This window comes from Lysinibacillus pakistanensis (assembly GCF_030123245.1).
GTDB lineage: Bacteria > Bacillota > Bacilli > Bacillales_A > Planococcaceae > Lysinibacillus > Lysinibacillus pakistanensis.
Window position 1 is genome coordinate 3,876,446 of record NZ_CP126101.1, and the last position, 25,648, is coordinate 3,902,093.

Sequence of the window (25,648 nt, forward strand, 5' to 3'; positions counted from 1 at the left end):
CATAAAAAATGCGTAGTAAGATATGCTTACTACGCATCAGGCAATGAAAAAACGTCTTTATTTACAGGATTTTAATTAGCATCTATAACATCCCATTTTGTAAGAATTTTTTTCAATTGGTCCTCTGTTTGTCCTAAATTTTCATTATTGTAAATAACTGCATGTGCTCCCTTTTCCTTCACTGACATTGGGAGCTGTGAATGCATTCGCACTAATGCATCCTCCTTCGACAAATTGTTGCGCTCCATTAAACGGCGAAGCTGGACTTCCTCGCTCACAGAAACTACAATGATTCGCTCAACGAAATGCTGTAACTTACTTTCAAATAGGAGTGGGATATCCATTACGACATGCTTGTTGCCAGCCTCTAAATAGGCATCGCGCTGGCGCAGCATTTCCTGACGAATAGCTGGATGCATAATATCATTTAAAATTTTACGCTTTGCAGGCTCATGGAAAATAATATCGCCAAGTTTAGCACGATTTAAAGTGCCATCTTCCAGCAGAATATCTTGTCCAAATTGCTCAGCGATTAATGCTAGTGTTTCCGTTCCTGGTTCCACAACATCGCGCGCTACAATATCTGCATCGACAATTGGCAAACCAAGAGCTGTTATCATTTTCGCAACGGTACTTTTTCCACTGGCAATACTTCCTGTTAATCCGATAATCATCGCTTATTCCCCTTTAATGTTGACAATTTGGGCAAAAGACAGACGTGCGCCCACCAATTGTCATTTGGCTCGTTGCCGTATCACACACTGGACACATCTTTTTCCCATACATCTGAAGTCGATTTTGCATGCTTCCAGCCTCACCATTAATATTACGATAATCTGAAATCGTTGAACCTCCTGCGTTAATGCTTTGACGTAAAACAGTAACAATCGCTTCAAATAGTGCACGTTTACGCTTTTCACTAATACGGTTCATTTTGCGAGCTGGATGAATTTTTTGAGCAAATAATGCCTCAGTTGCATAAATATTGCCACAACCCGAAATTACCTGTCCATCCATAATGACTTCCTTTACGGATTTCTTCTCATATTTTGGTAATTTTGATTGAGCAATAAAATAATCACAAGCTATTTCATCGAATGGCTCTGGTGCCATCTTTGTTAACGGTACATGGTCTTCAATTTTTTCTAAAAAACGAAGTTCACCAAAACGGCGAATATCTGAATAAATTAAAAAACCGCCATCTGACATTTTGAAAGTAGCATGTATATGCTTTTGAAATTTCGCTTCATTGATTTCCTCTGGCGAATTCACCACAAACCATGCACCTGTCATCCCTAAATGACTAACAAGCACATATGGAACATTCTCTTTACGCATATGAAAAAAGATATACTTTGCACGTCTCTCGATTTTTGTAATGGTCATTTGGGTTAAGGACATTTCAAAGGCATCAGGCTCAGCTTGCTTGATAATACATTTTTTTCCTTCCCCAAAGGAAAAACGAATTACCTCAGAAAGCTGCACCTGTTGGATTGTCCGTCCCTCCATTTTAGGCTTTAATGCCTGGACGACACCTTCAACCTCTGGTAATTCAGGCATTTAAATCCCTCCTTATTTTGCTTCGTACCAAGTTGCTCCATGGTTGAAGTCCACTTTTAACGGTACGGTAAGCTCTATGGCATGCTCCATAACCTCAGGAACAATTTTTTCAAGCAATGCAATCTCTTCCTTAGGTGCTTCAAAAATTAATTCATCATGCACCTGTAAAAGAAGCTTTGCCTGCATATTCTCTTTTTTCAAGCGAGTATCCATATCAATCATTGCTTTTTTAATAATATCTGCAGCGCTTCCCTGAATAGGTGTATTCATGGCAGTGCGCTCTGCAAAGCTACGTATATTGAAATTGGAGCTTGTGATATCAGGTAAATATCGACGTCTATTTAAAATCGTAGTGACATAACCATTAAACTTCGCATCCTGCACAATATCATCCATATACTGTTTTACCCCTGGAAAACTTGCGAAATATTTTTCAATAAATGTTGCCGCTTCCTTACGAGTAATATCTAAGTTTTGTGATAAACCGTAATCACTAATTCCATAGACAATTCCAAAGTTAACTGCCTTTGCTGCACGACGCATATTACTATCAACCTCATCTGCTGATACATGGAAAACATCCATTGCTGTACGTGTATGAACGTCCATCCCTTCACGGAAGGCCTCTACAAGGTTTTTATCTTCTGACATATGTGCCAGAACGCGTAATTCAATTTGTGAGTAGTCAGCAGAAAACAGTATCCAGCCCTCTTTTGATGGTACAAATGCTTGACGGATTTTGCGCCCCTCCTCTAAACGAATGGGAATGTTTTGCAAATTTGGATCTGTAGAGCTTAGACGTCCTGTAGCCGTTAATGCTTGCTGAAAACGGGTATGCACCTTGCCGTCCTCGTTATGAATTTCTTTAAGCAAGCCTTCAATATAGGTTGATTGTAATTTACCTAACTGACGATATAAAAGAATATGCTCAATAATCGCATGCTCCGATTTTAATTTTTCTAACACATCTGCTGCCGTTGAGTAGCCTGTTTTCGTTTTTTTAATAACTGGCAGTCCAAGCTTATCAAATAAAATAACCCCTAATTGTTTTGGTGAATTAATATTAAAGGCTTCTCCAGCTTCCGTATAAATCTCTTGCTCAATAATAACTAATTTGTCATTCAATTCTTGTCCCATCTTCTCTAAAGTAGCACGGTTGACTGTAATTCCTTCATTTTCCATCTCGCCCAGTATAGAAGCTAATGGGAGTTCTAGATTTTTATATAAATCAAATTGTTCGTTTTCCTTTAGCAATGCCTCAAGCTTTGGCTGTACTGACCACACAGCAAAAGCTTTGCGGCTTGCATGCTCTGCTAGTGTATCAATGGTAGGTATAGCTCGTTTGGCACCCTTACCATAAACGGTCTCATTTGCCTGCACATCACGGTAGCCAAGTTCCTTCGCAAGTGTTGCTACATCATCTCCGCTTAGCCCAGGATTATTGATATAAGAAGCAAGCAATAAATCAAAATCAACTCCTGCTAAACGAATCCCTGCACGTCTTAATGCCGCTTGGGCTGCCTTTGAATCTGACATATACTTTATTTTTGTCGCATCCTCTAGCCATAGACGAAGAACATCTGATTTAGCCACTATATCAAAAGGTACGTAAATTGGTTTCGCTCCATCAGTTAGAGCAATGCCTAGTTGCTGACATGTGTGATAATGTTCGTCCGCCAGCTCCAAATGCACTGCCATAACATCCTTTAAGTGTTCTTGCTTTACTTCCTGCACAATTTCATAGTCAAATGGTGCTTGTTCTTCTTCTTGGACAGAAAAATCACTTTTTTCTAGCAGTGATTTAAAGCCAAGCTCCCGCCAGACACTTATTAGCTCTTCTTCATTCGGACCATTGTAAGCAAGATCAGCAAGTGCAACCTCTATCGGTGCATCCGTAAAAATGGTTGCAAGCTTTTTACTCATGATTGCCTGCTCTTCATTGGCTACTAATTTTTCTTTCATTTTCGAAGCCTTTAATGTATCCATCGCTTTATATAACGACTCTACTGAACCATGCTCTTTCAGCAATTTAACAGCCGTTTTTTCACCGACACCAGGTACTCCAGGAATATTATCGGAAGCATCCCCCATAAGCCCTTTCATATCAATTATCTGCGAAGGGGTTAAGCCATATTTTTCTTCAATATAAGCTGGTGTATTTTTCTCAATTTCAGTTATACCTTTTTTAGTAATGTACACAGTTACCTGCTCTGTGGCGAGCTGTGTTAAATCACGATCTCCAGAAACAATGATGACATCGATATCCTGTGATGAAGCTTCTTTAGCAAGTGTTCCTATTATATCGTCCGCTTCATACAGTTCTAACTCGTACTGCTTAATACCATATGCGTCAATGAGCTTACGTAAATAAGGGAATTGCTCAGATAATTCTGGCGGAGTCTTTTGTCGCCCTCCTTTATATTCCGTAAAGGTTTCATGACGGAATGTTGTTTTCCCAGCATCAAAAGCAACTAAGATTTTTGTTGGTTGTTCTTCCTCTAATATTCTTTGTAGCATTGTTGTAAAGCCGTATACAGCATTAGTATGAATGCCACTATCATTCGTCAACAATGGCAACGCAAAAAACGCGCGATACGCTAAACTATTACCGTCCAATAATAGTAATTTTTCCTTTGTCATGATTTTATCCTCCTGCGTTCTCTTCTACTTAATTGTAAAACGAAAACGTATGTTTGAAAATGCCTCTTCTTTCTACTTTATCGAGAAAACAGCCATTTTGCCAACAATAACAATGCATTTCACACAAAAAAACATTATGTGTCTCATTGTGCTATCTTAGTCCCTTAGGATTGCCATTCCTATCAAAAAAGCCAACCGCTCATGGCGATTGACTTTCTTACTTACTATCAAACGTTTGTATTTTCCATTGTAAATGGTTCTTTCAAAAGGTTATGTTCAGGTTTACTTTCACGTTCAATGTGTATAAAGGTTGCAAATAATGGGACAGTACCATCAATTCGAATGACTACACTATTTCCTGTACTGCTACTTACTGTTCCATACAGCGGGGTTAATGAGTCATTTATCATAAATATAAATTGCTCGCCCTCTGGTATCTCGATATTTGAAGAGAACGTGAGCCTTAAATTCTCATTATCTATATAAGAGACCTCATTAATGACAAGCGGTTGTGGTTGCACAAGTGTCAGTTGTGCTGATATTGCTGGTACAAGCTCTGATGTTTGACTTGTCACAGGGTCTGTATATGAAACGGCTTCATTTAATGGAATCGTTACTTGATTGTCAATGATTTGAATATGTTGTTTAAACTCCCTTAACATGGCGATAATCAATTCCTGCTCCTCAACAGTTAGAGGCTCTTGTTCAAGTTCGAATTCGTTCCTTAACAATTGTTCTATCGCTTCATATAATCTGCCCACAGTTACTTCTTCGATGTCTGGTATGCTTGTAATCTCTTTGTCATTTAATAGACGTTGGATTGTTGCTATCTCCTTCAACCCATTGATTGGTTGTAAATTCATCAGCTTCTCTAATTTTTCTGCCATACGATTAATATCTGTTTGTGTGTTAGCTAGTAAAATATTCGTATTTGTTAAAGAAGCGACTCGCTGGTAACCCATTGGTCCTTGAGCTACTTTAGCTACCATTGCTTCAGCTTCAGTTATTGCTGCTTGCAGTGCGTCTGTTGCTTTTTTAGGTATCCATTGCTGTGCATGTGGAATATCAAAGCCATTTTCAGATATAGGGTGATCTCCATTTTGCACGGCTACAAGTCGTTCCTTCGCATTACTAATCATTTTTTTAAGGGTTGTCGTATCTACAGGTGTTGTTGTATTTCCTCCACCTGTGTTATTACCACCAGAACTACTTCCACTGTTACTACTTGAACCACTGTCTGTAGCCTCTGCAGGCATTGGGTTAAAAGGTGTTTGTTGGCCCTTCGCAGATATTAATGTTTTAATTTGCCCTTGACGAACATTTGTGAATATTGCAAGCAGCGCTTCTCTAGAAATATCTGTCATCATATTATGAATGCGGACATCCGGTCCAAGAGTGAAGGTTGAAACAGCAGGTGATGGTACAATGATATTACCAATATTTATTGTTCCATTAATTTGTAAAGCAGTCTTTAATAGATTTTTAAAATCTTCATTTTGTTGTTGCAGCTTTCTTGACTCTTCTTGTATCTGTCGTATTCTTTCTTCCACTTGTGTTGTTAGTTCAACTGAAGGGAATAATCCTGGCAAATTGGGTATTCCTGCTGGGTTATTACTAGATTGCTGCTGGTTTGATAGTACTCTTAGAGAAAGTAGCTCATTTTCTATCTGTTGCAATTTTTGTCTTAATAGAGCTAATTGATTATCTTGTATTGGTGTCCTTTTAACCTTTGTTAAATCATTAATCTGCTGTTGCAAGCCTACTGATTCAGTTGTTAAATCACTTATTTTAGTCAATATTGCTTTTTTCTCTTGCTCCTGCAATTGTTGCTGCTCTCTTAAAAAGACTTGACTGGCTTCAAGCTGCTTTTGCATTCGCTGTAACCTAAATTCATATTCAGCACCAATCGTGACTGTTCCAATATCTGCATTTCCGCTTAATTGTGAGCCTTCAGGTGGCGATTCCCAATTAAGCAGCCCTATATTAGGTGCATTAATCTGTAAATTACTTCCTAAATGAGTTACGACTGGTAGCGATGAATCTGAGTTAATAAATGCCGTTCTTTTTACAAGAAGAGCTACAAATTCACTTCTAGTCATTTCAACCGTAATAGGGTTGTCATTAATAACGGCTACTTTGTTAAGTGATGCCGTTTTTGAAGCTTCACCTTCTTCTAGGTATAGCTCCCCTTTTACCTTTAGTTGATTCAGTGCTATAGAAGTTGTTCGCCCTAGGACACGAATATCCCCTGTGACAACCATATTTTTCAGCTCAACAAAATCTGCATGAACTACGATATTGCCTATAGAGGTATTGCCCCCATCCAGCACAACTTTTGCACCTTGCTGTCCAGATGTGTATAAATCAATCGCTAATACCTCAGCGATTTCACCATTCACCACAATAACATCTAGCTGTGCATTTACTAAAGCAGCAGCGTTTTTATCATTTAATATAGTCTTTGCATTTTTGCCAATTGGCCATTCACGCCCCCCAATTGTAACCTTGTTGTTGTGAATGTGCTCCACTGTAACGGTCGCCCCTGCAATACCTGTATCTGTTGAAACTTGCCTTATGATCTGCTCAGCTCTTACAATAAATGAAGCGAGCTGTCCTCTTGTCACAAACTTACCTCCACTAAATGTAGTGGCCGATGTTCCTTTTGTCATCCCATATTCAAATAGTGCTGTCACTGCCTGCTGATGTTCTGCTGACACATCTGTAAAGGGTATCGACACATTACCGGATGCAGTTAGCCCTAATGACTTCGTAATGACCTTTGCCATGTCGTTGCGTGTAATAGGATCATTTGGATTTAATGAGCTATCCATAAGACCTGCTGCTTGTAAAGCTACCCATTCTTGTTCATCACTAGCATCTAAATTGAGTATACCCGCAATGATTTTCGCTGTTTGCTTAAATGTGACAAACTCATTTGGCTTAAATGTACCATCCGGGAAACCATGTATAATATTACGCTGTGCTAAATCCATAATGGCTGTATAATGGCTATTTGCCTCTTGTACATCTGAAAAATTGGTCGTTGCTGCTTCTACAGTAGTGCATATACCTGTTACTATAGTACTTACTCCCACCGCAGTAGTAGTCGCTACAATAAATAGCTTATTTTTTTTCATAATTTTCCTCCTAGCAAGATAGTAAAGGAATAGGCCATGACCCTTTAACATTATTACGTAGCATCTTCAAGTTACTCTGGCTATCATTTATTTTTTTAAGATGGTGAATAAAACCTTTTTTAAATAAAGTGACAGCTTTTTTCCTATTTAATTCTATAAGTTGTGCAATTAAACTCAGAGATTTGTTGAAAAACTTCCCTCTCCGTCATTCCCTCCTAAACTTTTTAATGTTATATACAATTGGAAAATCCTCATCATCATACATAATAAAGGTTAAAATTAGGTTAAAAAATATAATTTTCTTAAAATGAACGTTAATACTCGTGGCGCTATTCGACATCATTTTTTTGTCACAGCAAAATAATTCCCTTCATTAGCTCTGGTCGCACAGGATGATGAGTACTTAGAAACTTTCTCCTTTCGCTCTTTTATCCTTTATCCATGTAATAATTACTTATAGCTGTAAGTAAATACTTCCTAAATGTACTATAGATAAAATGAAGACAATACTGATGAATGTTAATATTTCACTTTGAGCGCTAATATTAGAAAATAAGATTCGATGATTAAGCAGAAAACACCATGACCTCAATCTGTAGTCACTCATAATCAATTACTCCCGTAGCGTAATTTCGTCAGGATTTTTTCAAGCTCCCCCGAAAAGCTCCTGTTCAAAATACGTGACATCCAACAGAGACTTTAGGCCAACACAATGGAACGGGTATTTGTATGCCCTGCTGAATCAAGATAAATAAATGAAAAAAACTTTCATTCAAAAGAGACAATCCTTTGAATGAAAGTTCATTAATGCATGCTATTAATTTGATGTACGATAAAATATTTCTTCATATATAATCGTTAAGATAAACGCATTCATAAAAGCAAACACTAAAAATAAGGGCATCCCACCCAATTGTGGCTGTGTCAGCTCTTTACTAAATACCATCACCATACTAATTTGTGCTAAAAAGAAAATAAAACCAATACCAACTTGCCAAATAGGACGCTTAACCTTGCGTTTTTCATACCAAAATATTCTTTTACATATTTTGCGGACATCCTCAGCAATAATTAAACTTCCTAAAAACAAAATGACAAAAAATACCGGTATATGATAAACACTTTTCGTTATCCATTCAAAATCTGATAGACGGAAGAAAAGTGTAAACAACGATGCAATACTACTGGCTATACCTAAATTTTGTAGCCAGGTACTAATTTGTAATTTCACAGCTATTACCCCCATTTTTTCATTCTAAACATCATTATTCTATCAGATTATAGTAATCTACGATATAGAAATTTATAAATTTCTATTATTTACTTACTATATAAATTAATAATAATAAAATTTTATAAGTTTACACATTATTAAAAACAGAAAAGTCGCCACACCAAACTGGTAGGCGACTTCTTATTTTAACCCCTGCAAGGATTACAGAATTATTTGATATAGCCAGATAATACCTTTGCATACGGTGAAGTAGATGGCAAAATAATAACCGTATCTTCACCGATCGTTTTCTTATAGGATTCTAAAGTACGATACAGTGAATAGAATTCAGGATCTTGAGAAAATGATTTATTATAGATTTTCGCTGCCTCCGCTTCTCCTTCTGCTTGGATTAGCGCAGCATCCTTTTTAGCTTTTGCTAGCATTTCTTGCACTTTCTTATCTGTTTGTGCTTCAATACGACGCTTCTCAGCATCACCTTCTGATAGGTATTTTTGAGCGATTGATTCTCGTTTTGAAATCATATTCGTAAACACAGCTTGCTCATTCTCAGTTGGCAAGTCGATACGGCGCATCCGAACATCCACTACTTCAATTCCATACTTATCGTTTGAGAGCAATTCATTAACACGTTTTGTGACTTCATCATTGATACTACCACGTGAAGAGTTTTCATCATTAATAATCTCTGTATATTCTATTCGACCAAGCTCTGAGCGAATAACTGAATAGATAAACTCTTCCATACGTGTTTCAACTTTTTCAATTGTTCCTGCATTCGAAATTAATTGCTTTGGATCTGTAATACGCCAAACTGCATAATTATCAATTATTATTCGTTTTTTATCCTTTGTATTAATTTCCTCTTCAGAAATTTCATACGTCATTTGGTTTTTTGGTAGCTTCGTTACGCTTTGAATAAATGGAACCTTTATTTTCAAGCCGGGCTCACTTTGAAATTTCACCACTTCCCCAAACTGTCTAACCACTGCATATTCAGATTCTTTAACAATATAAATATTTGCAAATAATATAATAGCAATGGCAAAAACGGCTGTTAAGGTTACAGTAAGAGAAATATATTTCTTTGGATTCATCGGACCCTTCTTCGACATCTTGATGACATTATCCTCTGAGTTTCCTTCCTTTGGAGTAGTATTTTTGGATTTGCCCGATAAAAAATTTAAGAATTTTTCAAGATCCTTATTTTTTTGATCCATTAGTTACCACTCCCTTCTTTTTTCTCTTCTTGTTTCTGCTCTTGCTTCTGTTCTACGGGCTGTAGTGCTTGAAGAGGTAAGTATTTCATTGTGCTGCCATCATCATTCATAATGTAAATTTGTGCTTTTGGTAATACATTCTCAAGTGTTTCTAAGATTAAACGCTCACGTGTAATTTGCTGATTTCCTTTATATTGCTCATACATTTTATTAAAGACAGCTACATCCCCTTGAGCCTGTTCAATTCTGGCTGTTTTTTCACCTTGAGCCTTCGAGATAATCGCATCCTTTTCACCGTTAGCCTCATTAGTACGCTGATTCGCATATTTTTCTGCTTCATTTATTTTTGTATTTTTCATTTCACGTGCATCCGTAACCGCTGTAAAGGCCGCTCGCACATCTGCATTTGGTAATTCAACATCCTGTAATTTTACCCCTAGAACACTTATACCAATATCGTATTTTTCAATAAGGGTGACGAGTAAATCTCGTGATTTTGCTTCTATGTCCGCTTTTCCTTCAGTTAACGCTGCATCAACTTTGGAGCTTCCAATAATTGACCGAATCGCACTCGACGTAGCGCTATGTAATATTTTTTCTGGGTCTTGTGAATTGAATAAATATTTGTTTGGTTCTGTAATCTTCCATTGGACGACAAGGTCTGTTAATACAATATTTTCGTCTCCTGTAATCATTTTCGTTTCAGCATCATAAGCTTCTAATTCCCCTTTTTTATTTTGCTTATAGCCAAACTGTAAACTAAATGTTTCTTTTGATAAAACCTCAACCGATTGGACAGGCCAAGGTAATTTAAAATGTAAGCCTGGTTCTGTTACTGTATCATCGGCACGACCGAATGTTATAACAACTGCTTGCTCTGATTCATCTACTGTGTACCAAGATGTAAATACAGCAATAAGTGCAACAATGCCGAAAATTCCAAGACCCACCATCATTAGTGTCCTTTTCACACTCATGTTTGTTCCTCCCTTATGCTTAGTACTATTGTATACGGAACACTTTTTAAAAGGTTTCAAAATATTTTAATAAACTAATATTTTATTGTAGGCAGTTTGACATATATCCTGCTTCATCCAATTTCGAGCCTTACAGATTTCCTTTGACTAGCTTGTTTGTAACTAAGAGTCCTTGGGCATTCATCTCCATCTTAAACAAAAAATCCTGTCACCATTTAAGGCAACAGGATATTTACAACTAGATGTTCAAATGCTGGGAACAATGTTGTAGAAAGCACGATGCTAATTAAGGCTGCTACAATCATCGCAAGGCTGGCAAAGGTTCCTTCGAGTTCACCAAATTCAAAGGCTTTAGAGGTACCTGTACCATGAGCTCCCATTCCTAACATTAAACCTCTGGATGAGGGTCTATGAAAGCGAAAAACTTTTATGATTAACGGAGCAAGTAGACTTCCTAATATTCCCGTTGTCATCACAAAAACGGCAGTCAAGGTAGGCGAGCCACCTATCATATTAGAAATATCCATCGCAATTGGTGTAGTGACTGAGCGTGGTACTAGGCTATGAACAAGCTCATTATTTAGGCCAACAACTAATGCCATAATAAATGAGGATATAATAGCGACGGCTGAACCAACTGCAATGCTAAGAAATATTTCAAGAGCATGCTTTTTTAATAAATTAAAATTTTTATAAATTGGAACAGCAAATGCAACTGTTGCTGGTCCTAATAAATTGGATAAAATATTTGCTCCTGCATTATAGGATTGATAGGAAGTACCTGTTAATAATAATAGTAAAATTATTATTATGGGTGTGACAAGCATGGGCGTAAGCCACTCTTTTTTATATTTAAGATACAACATTTTACATGCGTAAAATATAGCTACTGTCCCCGCTAAGCTTGCTATAGCTATGAAATAACTCATGCGGCATCACCCTTCTTTCGTTGCTCTAGCCACTGTGCAGTAAAGCCTGTTGTAAACATGACAACAATAGCGCTCACGACAATCACAAGAACAACCTTCACACCCTGCACACCGAACAGTGAATCATAATCAATTATGCCAATTGCAGATGGTATGAAAAATAACAATAGCTCACTTAGTAATAATCCTGCTCCTAACTCAATCCATTCAAGTTTAATCATATGAAACTGCAAAAGTAAAAATAATAAAACTAGTCCAATTATGCTACCTGGAATCGGCAAGTGAAGTAGACGTGCAATACTATTTCCAACAAATAATAGTATATAAAGATAGCCGATTTGCACGATACTTTTGACGATTTTCATGGTCATCCTTCTTTCAATTTTGTCCTGCTTCTAAGGAAAACACAGTGAAAATCATACTTTATCTTTTAATAGCTGTATTCATTTCACTGTCCATAAAAGCCCAATTATTTAGTTCAACTAAACATTGAAATTATCAGTTAAACTTTATGCTACTATACTTTACACCTATTTTCGTCTAGTGTAAAACAGAAAAGAATCTATCACCAAAAAATTTGGCAATAGATTCTTCCATGGCAATTATAAAGCGGTCATTAAAATGTAAAAAATGATACATGATTTATTTACAGACTTGTCGATTATATAGGGGGTTTCTACTAAATAAGTATAAGCTCCCTTTGTGAATGTTACATGTTGCTTTTGTAAAGAGATTGTTAATTCTTCGGAATCATGACAATCATCTTAGTTCCAACACCGACTTCACTTTCTACCTGAATACGCCCATGATGCGCCTCTACTAAATGCTTCACAATAGCGAGCCCTAAGCCTGTCCCTCCAGAGTTTCGACTTCGGGCACGATCCACACGATAAAATCGTTCAAAGACACGAGCAATTTCGTGCTTTTCGATTCCAATTCCCTGATCCTCTATTTCAATAATTCCATACTTTTCATTTTCCTTTAAACGGATTGATACAGTTGTATTTTCTGGGGAATACGTAATCGCATTCGTGATTAAATTTGTTACGATTTGAATGATTCGATTGGCATCTCCCATCACTTCAACATCGCGTTCGATATCCACATGGAAGCTCATATTTTTTTCATCTAAACGGGGCCCTGTTAATTCTGCACCTCGAATAAGTACGTCCTGCAAGCCCATTGGCATAATATTCACGGTAAAACCATGCTGTTCGATTTTCGATAGTTCCAATAAATCCTGAATCAGCATTTGTAGACGATTACTTTCTTTATAAATAATTTCTAAAAAGGATAGTAACATCTTTTCATCTTTATAGGCACCATCCAATAAAGTTTCTGAAAAACCTTTAATCGAGGTAATTGGTGTCCGTAATTCATGGGAGACGTTTGCCACAAAGTCCTTTCGGATTTGTTCCAAACGGACAAGCTCTGTAATATCATGCATAACAATAACAACACCAAGCCAACGACCATGATCTCCAATAACAGGAGCCCCATACACTTCCTTATTATATAGTTCCTGTTGTACTTCCATTTTAATTTGCTGTCGATAAGGCATTTCTGTTAGAAAGACATGGTCGATAAATTGCTCAAGTGATTTAGGTAAGCCTATTGTACGAAAGACCTTTCCTTGAACATCGTCAATTTGCATGCCAAAACGCTCTAAAAATACACGATTCACAATCGATATATTGCCTTCACGTCCAATCATCATAAGTGAGCTTCCCATGTTCTCAATTAACGTTTTTAGCCGTTCCTCTTCGACTTCACGTATCGTCGTAATGTCCTGTAAATTACGCGCTAAAATATTAATAGAATGGCTTAATGGCATCATGCGTTCCTGCTCGTTCTCATGGGCACGAGCACGGTAATTCCCTTTAGCGAGCTCTAGCGCTGTTTCGGTTACATTATCGATTGGTGCAGTGAAATTTCGAATCATATAACGACTGACAATTGCAATCAAAATTAGTGCTATAGTAAAAAGAATAACGAGAACCACATATAATCGAGCGCGAACACTCGATAAAATTTTATGCTGTTCCCCTGCATTTTGGACTCTATTGATAGCCTCCCTATCTTCCTTCGAGAGTTCAATTTTTCGTTCATCTAGTACTTGATTGATGAATTCTTGCTTCTCCAGGCTCGCCTGTTCGTCATACTGTTCTATATAAACAGGAAAAAGCTGACCTATTACAATCATTAGGACAGCTAGTATTGTTCCGAGTAAAAGCATGAATGTCACGAATAAGCGGTTGCTCATTGATTTCATGTTGTCTTCGGCTCCTCGAATTTATAGCCAAGACCACGAATTGTTTTGATAAACATTGGTTTTCGGCTATTTTCCTCAATTTTATCTCGAAGGTGACTGATGTGTACATCCACAATTCTTGTATCACCAGCAAAGTCATATTTCCATACAGCACTTAATAGCTGATCACGTGTTAAAACACGATTTTTATTTTCAAGCAAATAAATCAATAACTCAAATTCCTTCGGTGTGAATTCCAATGCTTCATCCTGTAAAAATACTTCAAAACGCTCAGGAAAGACACGTAATTGTCCAAATTCATACATTTTCTCTTGAGGTTCATCTTTATTGTCTAATACAACATTTTGTGTGAAACGTCTTAACACAGCTTTCACTCGCGCCAATACCTCACGCGGGCTAAAAGGCTTCGTCATATAATCATCTGCTCCCAGCTCCAGACCAAGAACTTTATCGAATTCATCGTCCTTTGCGGTTAACATAATGATAGGTGTATTCATACGTTGTTGACGTATTTGTTTACATACCTCCATACCATCAAGTCTTGGAAGCATTAAGTCTAAGAGAATTAAATCCGGCTGTAAGTCAATTGCTTTATCCAATCCTTCTTGCCCATCTGCAGCTGTTTCTACAACATAGCCTGCCTGTTCTAAATTATATTTCAATAATGTCGCAATAGAAAATTCATCTTCTACAACTAAAATCGTTTTTGTCATTAATAATGCCTCCGTTAGTGATTTGAAACCCCCATTTCAAATCTTAAAACGTCTATAGCGCAAGTGGCGGTGTCACCAATAAGGTTCCTTCTATCACAAGCTGCTTTTGCTCATTATAGGAGTGGACAGATACAGTAATTATATTTTGGAGTTTATTTACTTCTGTTACCTCTAAAAGCGTATCAAATAATTCATAATGATAGAGAGGTCCTAAATATTTTAAATGTTGCTCAATAATTCGTGCACCTGGTCCAGGAATATACTTTGACACAGCTGACGTAATGATACCATTTAACATAATTGTAGGTACGATTGGCTTTTGAAAAGGCGTCATCGCAGCATAATCATGTTGAATATAAAGCGGATTACTATCATTCGTAAGGCCTAAATAAAGCAGTAAATCCTTATCCTCTATCTTTTCAGTAATATGAATCTTCTCGCCAACTGTAATTTCATCTATTGTGAGACCAAGCTTACTGTTTTTTTGAAGCAAAGATACGCCAACCCCTTTTTCATCATACTATCTTCATAGTATCAATTTTATTCTAAAAGTACAACGAAAAGCAGAATAACCATTTTATTGATAAGCATAGGATGCATTAGTAATTAAAGGAATATAGTCTATTTGTCACTTACATTTTATATAGACAGACTATTATTAAACAAAAAAATCGAGTAGGAATGATTCCCACTCGATTTCATAAGCTTTTTATTAAGCTAAAACTTTCATAACATTGCGGACTGCTTCTGCCGAATTATCTAAAGCCACTTTTTCTTTGTCTGTTAAGTCCAGCTCAAAGATTTTTTCGATGCCATTTGCACCTAGTAAAGTTGGAACACCTAAATACAAATCAGTGTAGCCATATTCGCCTTCTAAATATGCAATGGATGGTAAAATACGTTTTTGATCCTTAATAATTGCTTCAGCCATTTCAACAAGTGCTGCTGCTGGAGCATAGTATGCTGAGCCATTACCAAGTAAATTAACGATTTCTGCACCACCATTACGTGTTCGATTTACAATCTCTTCAAGACGATCAGCAGGAATTAATGTTTCTAATGGTATGCCGCCAGCAAATGAATAGCGAGTAAGTGGTACCATTGTATCACCGTGGCCACCTAAAACAAAACCAGTAATGTCTTTCACCGAGATATTAAGTTCCTCTGCAACAAATGCACAGAAGCGAGCTGTATCAAGTACACCAGATTGACCGATAACACGATTTTTTGGGAAACCAGTTTCTTTGTAAACTGTATAAGTCATAGCATCTACTGGGTTTGTGAGCACGATAATCGTTGCATTTGGTGCATGAGCAGCAATTTCCTTAGAAACAGCCTTCATTACACCTTGATTAATTTGAACAAGATCGTCACGACTCATCCCTGGTTTACGAGCAACACCAGCAGTGATAAGGACTACATCAGAATCGGCTATATCTGCATAGTTAGAAGTACCCTTCACATACGAATCATAGCCTTGCACTGGTGCAGCTTCCCACATATCTAGAGCTTTTCCTTTTGTTGGGTTTTCTGCTTGTGGAATATCAACTAATACGACGTCGCCAAGTTCTTTCTGAGCTGCTAAAAATGCAGCTGTAGCACCTGTAAAACCACTACCGATTACTGAAATTTTTTTACGTTTCAGAGACATTTAAATACGCTCCTTTAAAATTAGGTTATATATTTTAAAAGAGGGAGGAGAATACCATCTCCTCCCTCGATTAAACAAGTTCATCGTAATACTTTATTAAACTAAATACATTTTACCCTAATTATATCGGCAGAATAAAGCATCCGCTTACCTATTATTTCTATATTACAATAGAAAATTATAGGTTTTTGATTAACTCATTCGCGAATTCTGAACATTTCACTTCTGTAGCGCCGTCCATTAAACGTGCGAAGTCATAAGTTACAACTTTAGAAGAAATTGTTTTCTCAACAGATTTAGTAATCATGTCAGCAGCTTCTTGCCATCCTAAGTGTTCAAGCATTAATACACCTGAAAGTAATACTGAAGATGGGTTTACTTTATCTTGACCAGCATATTTTGGAGCTGTACCGTGAGTAGCTTCAAAAATCGCGTGTCCAGTTACATAGTTAATGTTTGCGCCTGGAGCGATACCGATACCACCAACTTGTGCAGCTAATGCGTCAGAGATATAGTCACCGTTTAAGTTCATTGTTGCAACTACATCGAACTCATTTGGACGAGTTAAGATTTGTTGTAAGAAGATATCAGCGATAGAATCTTTCACTAAGATTTTACCAGCTGCTAAAGCGTCAGCTTGTGCTTTGTTCGCTGCTTCTTCACCTTGTTCAGCTTTAATTGCATCATATTGGTTCCAAGTGAATGTTTGATCAGCAAATTCTTTTTCAGCTAATTCATAACCCCATTTTTTGAACCCACCTTCAGTGAATTTCATGATGTTACCTTTGTGTACTAAAGTAACAGATGGGCGTTTATGATTAATAGCATATTCGATAGCAGAACGTACTAAACGCTCAGTACCTTCTTTAGATACAGGTTTTACACCGATACCAGAAGTTTCTGGGAAGCGGATTTTGTTAACACCAAATTCAGTTTGTAGGAAGTTGATGATTTTTTGAGCTTGTTCAGAACCAGATTCGAATTCGATACCAGCGTAGATGTCTTCTGTGTTTTCGCGGAAGATAACCATATCAACGTCTTCTGGGCGTTTAACTGGAGAAGGTACTCCATCAAAGTGACGTACTGGACGTAAGCACACATATAGGTCAAGCTGTTGACGTAATGCTACGTTTAGAGAGCGGATACCACCACCGATTGGAGTAGTAAGAGGACCTTTAATTGCGATTAGGTATTCATTAATTTTGTCTAAAGTTTCTTGTGGTAACCATTCACCAGTTTGGTTGAATGCTTTTTCACCAGCTAAAACTTCTAACCATTCGATTTTCTTTTCACCGTTGTATGCTTTTTCAACTGCTGCGTCGATTACTCGTGATGCTGCAGCCCAAATATCTGGACCAATTCCATCACCTTCGATGAAAGGAATCACTGGATTGTTTGGTACATTAAGTACGCCATTTTCAACTACAATTTTGTTTGACATTGCTGTTGCCTCCTAAATTCATAATCATAGGACTGTGTTATCAGTAACACAGTCCCAAATATTCTAGCATATTTTCCAAATTAGCGCTCGCTGATTGGAACATATTTTTGCATGCCTGGTCCAACATACTCTGCACGTGGACGGATTAGGCGGTTGTTAGCATATTGCTCTAAAATATGAGCTACCCAACCAGAAGTACGTGATACTGCGAAAATTGGTGTGAATAGGTCATGATCAATACCTAAAGAATCATACACTGACGCAGAGAAGAAGTCTACGTTTGCAGGTAATTTCTTTTGTTCTACGATCATGTCATGGATTTTAACTGACATTTCATATAGCTCTGGTTTACCAGTTAGTTCAGTTAATTTTTGTGACATAACACGTAAATGTGGTGCACGTGGGTCGCCTTTGCGGTATACGCGGTGACCAAAGCCCATGATTTTTTCTTTGTTGTCTAGTTTATTTTGAATGTAAGATTCAACTTTATCAAGTGAGCCAATTTCAGTTAACATTTTCATAACTTGCTCATTTGCACCACCATGAAGTGGTCCTTTTAATGCACCAATAGCTGCTGTTACACCAGAATATACATCTGATAATGTAGCTACACATACACGCGCTGTGAATGTAGATGCATTTAATTCATGGTCAGCATGTAATACTAATGCTTTGTCGAATGCTTCAACTTCGATTGCTGCTGGTTCTTCACCTTTAAGCATGTATAAGAAGTTTGCTGCATATCCTAATTCTGGTTTTGGCGCAACTGGCTCTAAACCTTTACGAACACGCGAAAATGCAGTAACTACTGTAGCAATTTTAGCTTGTAAACGGATAGCTTTACGGTAGTTAGCTTCTGGATCCATAACATCTGCCTCTTCATCGAATACACCAAGTAAAGATACTGCAGTACGTAGTGCAGCCATTGGATGTACAGTTGAAAGTGGGTATGTTTTGAATTGCTCTACAATTGCTTGCGGAATTGTCATGTTGTCTGCTAATTGTTGTTTTAATTCAGCTAGCTCGTCCTCTTTTGGTAAACGAGTGTGCCACAATAAATAAACTACTTCTTCAAATGACGCGTTCTCTGCTAAATCATCAATGTTGTAACCAACATATGTAAGTGTGTCATCGATAATTGAACTGATTTTAGATTCCGCTGCTACGATACCTTCTAATCCTTTAGTTGCTGACATAAATTATCGCTCCCTCATACTTATATTTTTTGGTTGTAAATGTATTTAGTTCGTCACATTTACGTACTTTGCTCATATGAACCATTAAGTAAATCGCTTACATTGCTATTATAATCATTTTTGACAGCTTTGTGAATGAAAATCACCTAATTAAAGAAAAAGGCGCCCGAGCGATTATATATACGCTCTAAAGAGGTTTTATTGTATATTTTGACATTAATTTAACTTTTGAAATGGGGTGAATTTGTAAAAATGAGGAATATTAAGTATTTTTCATACGAAAGAACTACAAGTGTTTTATTTTTCATTTTCTATTTGGTAATACTTTGGTTCGTATTACCTGTTTCACTTGCAATTTTTTTATCTTTTTCGACGTATCCTATCATAAAATTTCTTCACTCTTATTGTAGGGTCGCTTATTGGCTTGCAGCAATCATTGTGGAAATTTTAATACTTTCTTGTATCTTTTTTCTTGCTGTTATATCCATCAATAGCGTCATTTATATCTTTCCTGAAATCCGAGATACACTACAAAATTTCCCACTTTTCGATGAATATGAATCCATGTTTATTCAAGTTTTGAAGGAAAAATCGTTGTCTATTTTTGATTCGATTTTAATTTATATAGCGAATATTTTTCAATTAATTATGAAGCATGTCATTGAAGTATTTATATTCCTTGTTGCCTACTATTTCGCCCTATTAGAAACTCGGAAATCCCGTTATTGGTTTTTTCGATATGTGCCAAAAAAATATCGCAATGAATGGCAGTCACATTTTTCTAAAGTAATGCAGCTATTTCATTACTTTATATTCGTGGAATTTCAGCTTTTCACAATTACGTTACTCATACTATGTGCAGGATTTATGCTGCTTCAATTTGAACAAGCTATCATTAAAGCTTTTATTGTAGCCTTCACAGATGTTCTGCCTTTCTTTGGCATTGGTGTATTTCTTGTACCTATGAGCATTTATTTTTACTTCACGGGCAATACCTTTTTATGTGTTGCAATTTTGGTGTTATATTTATTCGTCCAATTAACAAGGCAGCTAGCTGAATCCATGCTTTGGTCAAATACGCTACAATTACGTACCTTCCACACCTTTTTCATCAGTGCTGCCTCCATTTTATTATTTGGTTTTTATGGTATTTTACTAAGCCCATTTTTTTTATTTTTAGCGGTTAAGCTAAAGGAAAACGCTATTTTTGAACGATAATAAAATTCCCTTTTTTCATTTTTTTACGCATCCAATAATAAAAAATTGGTTGGAACATTTTACGAGAAAAAGGCATAAGTAGTAGCAAACCAATTAAATCCGTTAAAAATCCTGGCAAAGCTAGTAATACACCACCGCTAAAAGTTAACACGGTATCAATTAAGGCAGGGCCTGGTGCCTCTCCTTGTGCTATCGTATTTTTAACATTTTGCACAGAATTCATACCTTTATTTTTCACTACATAAATACCTATAATACTTGTTGCAACAATGAGCAATAATGTATTGAAAACACCAATATTTTGACCAATTACTATTAATAACGCCAGTTCGGCTAATGCATAGACAATGAAACCAAGAAAAACCTTTCTCATATTTTTCTCCCTTCTATCTAAAAAAAGCTATACCTCTTATACGTTATTATAGCCCATTTTGTTTCATTAAAAAAACAAATGAAACATCATGTAGAGAGATCAATCTATTTATATTCAAGCATGCTACGAATGAAGAATGTTTATGTATAAAAAGTGTTTGTTATGTTTAGAAAAAAGCTCTAGTACAGTCGATTGCACTAGAGCTCCTTTCTTAAAGAACGCTGGCATGTCCTTTATAAATAACGCCCGTTTCCGCATCCATTGTGATTTCTTGACCATGACGTATCAATGTTGTAGCTTCTTTTACTCCAACAATAACAGGGATACCTAAGCTCAGACCTACTACTGCTGCATGGCTTGTAAGTCCACCTTCTTCCGTAATCAAACCAAGACAATTTTCAAGCGCTGGCATCATATCGCGATCAGATCCAACAGTTACTATAATACAGCCATCTGTATCATAGGCTAGTGCCTCTGCTGCATTTTTTGCAACAACCGTTTTTCCTACTACTGAAGCTTTGCCAATTCCTTGACCACGAGCTAATAAATCTCCAATAATGTGAACCTTCATTAAATTAGTTGTACCTGCTTCACCTACTGGTACACCAGCTGTAATAACAACTGCATCGCCATGCGTTACATAGCCATGCTTTAAGCTCTCATCAACAGCTAGCTCTAAAATTTCATCGGTAGTTGTCACACGCTGACAAACAACTGGATATACTCCCCAAACTAAAGTTAGTGTATGAGCTGTATTAGAGGACCCAGTTACGGCAACAACTGGTACACCTGGGCGATATTTCGCAATCATTCTAGCTGTATTACCACTTTCAGTCGGAGCTAAAACTGCCTTTACTCCTAAGTTGATCGACGTATATGCTACAGCCTGAGATATAGCCTCCGTCATATTTGCCTCTTTTTCTCTACTACGCGCAGAAACAATTGCTTTATAGTCTAAAGAGTTTTCTGTACGCTGCGCAATTTTATTCATTGTTTGAACAGACTCCACTGGATATAGACCTGCTGCTGTTTCACCAGATAACATAATAGCATCTGTGCCATCAATAATCGCATTCGCTACATCACTTGCCTCTGCTCGTGTTGGACGCGGGTTTCGTTGCATTGAATCTAACATTTGTGTAGCAGTAATTACTGGTTTCCCTACTTGATTACATTTTAAGATTAATTTCTTTTGTACTAACGGAACTTCCTCAGCTGGAATTTCTACTCCTAAATCACCACGAGCTACCATTAATCCATCTGACACTAAGATGATTTCATCAATATTGTCGACACCCTCTTGGTTCTCGATTTTTGGGATAATTTGAATGTGACTGCCACCATTTTGTTCAAGTAGCTCGCGAATTTCTAGCACATCCTTCGCACGACGCACGAACGAAGCTGCGATAAAATCTACATCTTGCTTAATGCCAAATAAAATATCCTGCGCATCCTTTTCTGTGATTCCAGGAAGCTGGACAGAAACACCAGGTACATTCACACCTTTTTTATTTTTTAAAACACCCGCATTTTCAACAATTGTATGAATAAGACCTTTTTCCATATCTGTCGCTAAGACACGTAGCTGAATAAGTCCATCATCTAACAAAATAATAGAGTTTTGTTCAACATCCTCAATCAAACGATCATATGTGACAGAGAAGCTAGTCTCTGTACCCTCAACCTCAGTCATTGAAATATCAATTACTTGACCTGCTGATAAATGTAGTTCCCCGTTTTTCATATTATGTGTACGAATTTCAGGACCTTTAGTGTCGAGTAATATCCCAACTGGCTTACCTAATTTCTGTGCAACTTCACGAATTAAATTAATGCGTACTTCATGCTCCTCATGTGAACCATGTGAAAAGTTTAAGCGGGCAACATTCATACCTGCCTCAATCAGTTTTTCTAAAGTTTCTGGCGACTCACTTGCCGGACCAATTGTACATACGATTTTAGTTTTTCTCATTTTCTGCCCACTCCGTTTTTATGCCAAATTATATTGATAGTTCTTTCATTAACGTATATAAACTTACATCTGCCTCATGATTTTTTTCGAAAGCTTCAGGCATATCATAGTCAATTACTTGATGATTGCGAATTCCTACCGCTCTGCCAGACTTTCCTTCCATTAGTAATTCAACTGCATGAGCACCGAATTGACTTGCCAAAACACGATCACGTGCAGTAGGAGAACCACCTCGCTGAATATGGCCAAGAACAGAAACACGTGTCTCTTTCCCCGTTTTTTCATTTAACAATTTTGCCAAATCACTACCAGACATGACACCCTCAGCAACAATAATAATACTATGCTTTTTACCACGAGCTGCTCCTCGATCTAAGCGTGCCACAATATCATCTAAATTATAATCTTCTTCTGGAATTAAAACTGTTTCAGCACCAGCTGCAAGACCTGCCCATAAAGCAATGTCACCTGCGTCTCTTCCCATTACCTCTACGATAAAGGAGTTTTCATGAGAGGTTGCTGTATCACGAATTTTATCGATGGATTCTACAACAGTATTTAGTGCCGTATCAAATCCTATTGTGTATTCTGTGCCCGGTACATCATTATCAATTGTTCCTGGGACACCAACAACAGGGAAGCCTTTCTTCACTAAATCCATAGCACCTCTGTAGGAACCATCACCGCCAATAACAACTAAACCTTCAATTCCAGCTGCCCGCAGGTTGTCAATACCACGCTGTTGGACTGCTTCTTCTTTAAATTCAGGACATCTCGCTGAATTTAACTGTGTACCACCTCGTTGGATTATGCCACCTACTGAACCTAAATCAAGGTTTTCCATGTAACCTTTTACTAAGCCTTCATAGCCATGCTTAATTCCGACAACATCGATTCCATGAAATGCTGCCTTACGAACTACTGCACGAATAGCTGCGTTCATTCCTGGTGCGTCTCCACCACTTGTTAATACGGCAATTTTTTTCATTGTCGAACCTCCTGCAGTTACTATTATTATTCACATTAACATGAAAAAACAAACTATGTAAGGGTTCTAAGACTATAAAAACATAACTTTTACATAAAAAATGAAAAGAATGCGCTTTCACACACTCTTTCCATTCAAAAACATCCGAAATCTAACATTTTTTCAAGAAGTCTGGCGTTATTTTTGCGCTACTATCTTCTTATATCATAAAAGCTTTTTCATTATTTAAAGACAAAATTAATCTCTTTACGAGCAAATTTCAACTATCGAATCTAATTCTAAAATTTAATTCACAAAATATTTTTATACTTCTGTTTCTGTATATTGACCTATTTTTTTAAATTTCTCGTAACGATCTTCAACTAATTGTTCACCATTTAAAGAATTTAATGCTTTCAGTGTGTCACTTATACATTCCTTTATATAGAGTGCCTGTTTTGCTACATTGCGATGTGCACCACCTGTAATTTCTGGAATAATGCCATCAATGACACCTAGCTCCTTTAAATCAGGTGCTGTTATACGCATTGCCTCTGCAGCTTGTTTTGCAAGGCTTCCATCACGCCATAAGATGGATGCTGCTCCTTCAGGAGAGATAACAGAATATGTTGAGTTCTCTAACATAAAGACGCGATTAGCTACCCCTAATGCAAGTGCACCACCGCTACCACCTTCGCCAATAACAATGCTGATTACTGGTACTTTTAAGCCTGCCATCTCAATCAAATTTCTAGCAATTGCTTCACTTTGACCACGTTCCTCAGCTGCCTTACCTGGGTACGCGCCTTTCGTATCAATAAAGCATATAATCGGTCGTTTAAATTTCTCCGCCTGCTTCATTAATCGCAATGCTTTTCGATAACCTTCTGGATGTGGCATACCAAAATTACGACGGATATTTTCTTTTGTAGATTTTCCACGTTGATGTCCGATAATTGTTACTGGCTGTCCTTCAAAAAATGCAATACCTCCAAGAATGGCTGCATCATCACCAAACGTCCGATCCCCATGCAATTCTATAAAATTTTCACACATCGCTTCTATATATTGTAATGTCGTTGGTCTTTCTGGATGTCTTGCAACCTGCACACGATCCCACGGCTTCATATTGGCGTATATGGATTGCTCTAGCTGAGTCAGACGAGTTTCAAGTTTTTCAATTTCGCCTGTCATATCTACATCTGCTTCAGCAGCTATTGATTTTAATTCATCTATTTTTTCACGTAATTGTATTACTGGTTCTTCAAAAGCTAAATTTTTAGGCATGTTGTACGCCGCCTTTCGTATGCATTTTTACAAGTACTGCTACTTGATTTCGCAAATCTTTACGAGGGAAGATGGCATCAAGTTGACCATGCTCTAGTAAAAATTCTGCCGTTTGGAAATCATTAGGTAATTTTTCCCTAACCGTTTCTTCAATAACACGACGTCCAGCAAAGCCAATTAATGCCTGTGGTTCCGCAATATTAATATCTCCAACAGATGCAAAGCTTGCCGAAACACCACCTGTTGTTGGATGTGTCAATATGGAAATAAATAAAAGCCCTTGTTCACTATGACGTTTTAATGCCACGCTCGTTTTCGCCATTTGCATTAATGATAGAACGCCTTCCTGCATGCGCGCTCCTCCACTAGCAGTAAAAATAATAAACGGTACACGCAATTCTGTAGCCTTTTCAACAGCTCGTGTAATTTTTTCTCCAACAACTGAGCCCATGGAGCCCATACGGAAATGAGAATCCATAATTGCTACAACAATTTCTTCTCCGTCTAACGTTCCTACTCCTGTCAATACAGCCTCATTTAAGCCCGTTTTTTGTTGGTCCACAGAAATTTTCTCTACGTACGCTGGGAAATTAAGTGGATTACTTGTTTGTAAATGATCATCCATAGAAACAAATGAGCCTTCATCTAAGAAATAATCGACGCGCTCCTGTGCAGTCATTTTGAAGTGATGGCTACATTTTGTGCATACTTTATGATTTTTCTCTAATTCCTTCGTTAATTGAATATGGCGGCATTCAGGACATTTTGTCATCAGTCCTTCTGGAAATGCCTTTTCTTGTCCGCTCTCTTTCTTTTTCTTATTACCACTAAATAAGCTACGTATTGCCATGTTTGACTCCC

General features: G+C 37.3%; 21 protein-coding genes. 1 reads left to right on the forward strand and 20 read right to left on the reverse strand.

The features are described 5' to 3' along the window. Nucleotides 1-71 precede the first annotated feature (71 nt). The 15 genes from coaE to citZ form a co-directional block, all read right to left on the reverse strand. The gene (gene coaE / locus QNH24_RS19370) at nt 72-674 is read right to left on the reverse strand and encodes a dephospho-CoA kinase (RefSeq protein WP_283869132.1); all 603 of its coding nucleotides are present in this window, start codon (nt 672-674) and stop codon (nt 72-74) included. Between the two features lie 13 nt (nt 675-687). After that, a complete protein-coding gene (mutM, locus tag QNH24_RS19375; RefSeq protein ID WP_283869133.1) occupies nt 688-1,560 on the reverse strand; it encodes a bifunctional DNA-formamidopyrimidine glycosylase/DNA-(apurinic or apyrimidinic site) lyase in 873 nt (290 codons plus the stop codon). A gap of 12 nt (nt 1,561-1,572) precedes the next feature. Then, a complete protein-coding gene (gene polA / locus QNH24_RS19380) occupies nt 1,573-4,200 on the reverse strand; it encodes a DNA polymerase I (protein ID WP_283869134.1) in 2,628 nt (875 codons plus the stop codon). Between the two features lie 227 nt (nt 4,201-4,427). Beyond that, a complete protein-coding gene (locus QNH24_RS19385; RefSeq protein WP_283869135.1) occupies nt 4,428-7,337 on the reverse strand; it encodes an S-layer homology domain-containing protein in 2,910 nt (969 codons plus the stop codon). An 817-nt stretch (nt 7,338-8,154) separates the two neighbouring features. Beyond that, a complete protein-coding gene (locus tag QNH24_RS19390) occupies nt 8,155-8,568 on the reverse strand; it encodes a DNA polymerase I (protein WP_283869136.1) in 414 nt (137 codons plus the stop codon). A 212-nt stretch (nt 8,569-8,780) separates the two neighbouring features. Beyond that, nucleotides 8,781-9,791: a protease modulator HflC gene (gene hflC / locus QNH24_RS19395; RefSeq protein WP_283869137.1), complete on the reverse strand. Its 1,011-nt coding sequence runs from the start codon at nt 9,789-9,791 to the stop codon at nt 8,781-8,783. Beyond that, nucleotides 9,791-10,768 carry an FtsH protease activity modulator HflK gene (gene hflK, locus QNH24_RS19400; protein ID WP_283869138.1) on the reverse strand — a complete coding sequence of 326 codons (978 nt, stop codon included), beginning with the start codon at nt 10,766-10,768 and terminating at the stop codon, nt 9,791-9,793. The genes hflC and hflK overlap by 1 nt, the downstream gene beginning before the upstream one ends. A gap of 215 nt (nt 10,769-10,983) precedes the next feature. Beyond that, complete coding sequence (locus tag QNH24_RS19405) at nt 10,984-11,697, reverse strand: LrgB family protein (protein ID WP_283869139.1); 714 nt, start codon at nt 11,695-11,697, stop codon at nt 10,984-10,986. Next, the gene (locus QNH24_RS19410; protein WP_054770907.1) at nt 11,694-12,062 is read right to left on the reverse strand and encodes a CidA/LrgA family holin-like protein; all 369 of its coding nucleotides are present in this window, start codon (nt 12,060-12,062) and stop codon (nt 11,694-11,696) included. The genes QNH24_RS19405 and QNH24_RS19410 overlap by 4 nt, the downstream gene beginning before the upstream one ends. A 371-nt stretch (nt 12,063-12,433) precedes the next feature. Further along, nucleotides 12,434-13,969 carry a two-component system histidine kinase PnpS gene (gene pnpS / locus QNH24_RS19415; RefSeq protein WP_283869140.1) on the reverse strand — a complete coding sequence of 512 codons (1,536 nt, stop codon included), beginning with the start codon at nt 13,967-13,969 and terminating at the stop codon, nt 12,434-12,436. Beyond that, nucleotides 13,966-14,682 carry a response regulator transcription factor gene (locus QNH24_RS19420; protein WP_283869141.1) on the reverse strand — a complete coding sequence of 239 codons (717 nt, stop codon included), beginning with the start codon at nt 14,680-14,682 and terminating at the stop codon, nt 13,966-13,968. Before QNH24_RS19420 ends, pnpS begins: the two co-directional genes overlap by 4 nt. 52 nt (nt 14,683-14,734) lie before the next feature. After that, nucleotides 14,735-15,175, reverse strand: coding sequence for a MaoC/PaaZ C-terminal domain-containing protein (locus QNH24_RS19425; RefSeq protein ID WP_283869142.1), 441 nt, complete (start codon nt 15,173-15,175; stop codon nt 14,735-14,737). 219 nt (nt 15,176-15,394) lie between these two features. Then, complete coding sequence (gene mdh, locus QNH24_RS19430; protein WP_283869143.1) at nt 15,395-16,333, reverse strand: malate dehydrogenase; 939 nt, start codon at nt 16,331-16,333, stop codon at nt 15,395-15,397. Between the two features lie 178 nt (nt 16,334-16,511). Next, on the reverse strand, nt 16,512-17,774 hold the full coding sequence (icd, locus tag QNH24_RS19435) for an NADP-dependent isocitrate dehydrogenase (RefSeq protein WP_283869144.1): 1,263 nt from the start codon (nt 17,772-17,774) through the stop codon (nt 16,512-16,514). Between the two features lie 80 nt (nt 17,775-17,854). Beyond that, nucleotides 17,855-18,970 carry a citrate synthase gene (citZ, locus tag QNH24_RS19440; RefSeq protein ID WP_283869145.1) on the reverse strand — a complete coding sequence of 372 codons (1,116 nt, stop codon included), beginning with the start codon at nt 18,968-18,970 and terminating at the stop codon, nt 17,855-17,857. Between the two features lie 252 nt (nt 18,971-19,222). Between citZ and QNH24_RS19445 the strand changes: the two genes are divergently transcribed. Beyond that, nucleotides 19,223-20,188, forward strand: coding sequence for an AI-2E family transporter (locus QNH24_RS19445; protein ID WP_283869146.1), 966 nt, complete (start codon nt 19,223-19,225; stop codon nt 20,186-20,188). On the opposite strand, the gene QNH24_RS19450 is transcribed toward QNH24_RS19445, so the two are convergent. The 5 genes from QNH24_RS19450 to accD form a co-directional block, all read right to left on the reverse strand. Then, entirely contained in the window at nt 20,172-20,561 is a 390-nt protein-coding gene (locus QNH24_RS19450) for an FxsA family protein (protein WP_283869147.1), read from the reverse strand. The genes QNH24_RS19445 and QNH24_RS19450 overlap by 17 nt on opposite strands. Before the next feature lie 211 nt (nt 20,562-20,772). Continuing rightward, nucleotides 20,773-22,533 (reverse strand): pyruvate kinase, encoded by a 1,761-nt coding sequence (gene pyk / locus QNH24_RS19455; protein WP_283869148.1) that lies wholly within the window; start codon nt 22,531-22,533, stop codon nt 20,773-20,775. A 28-nt stretch (nt 22,534-22,561) separates the two neighbouring features. Next, nucleotides 22,562-23,521, reverse strand: a complete 960-nt coding sequence (gene pfkA / locus QNH24_RS19460) for a 6-phosphofructokinase (RefSeq protein WP_283869149.1) — start codon at nt 23,519-23,521, stop codon at nt 22,562-22,564. Between the two features lie 303 nt (nt 23,522-23,824). After that, nucleotides 23,825-24,787 (reverse strand): acetyl-CoA carboxylase carboxyltransferase subunit alpha, encoded by a 963-nt coding sequence (locus tag QNH24_RS19465; protein ID WP_283869150.1) that lies wholly within the window; start codon nt 24,785-24,787, stop codon nt 23,825-23,827. Beyond that, nucleotides 24,780-25,637, reverse strand: a complete 858-nt coding sequence (gene accD, locus QNH24_RS19470) for an acetyl-CoA carboxylase, carboxyltransferase subunit beta (protein ID WP_283869151.1) — start codon at nt 25,635-25,637, stop codon at nt 24,780-24,782. The genes QNH24_RS19465 and accD overlap by 8 nt, the downstream gene beginning before the upstream one ends. Between the last annotated feature and the right edge of the window lie 11 nt (nt 25,638-25,648).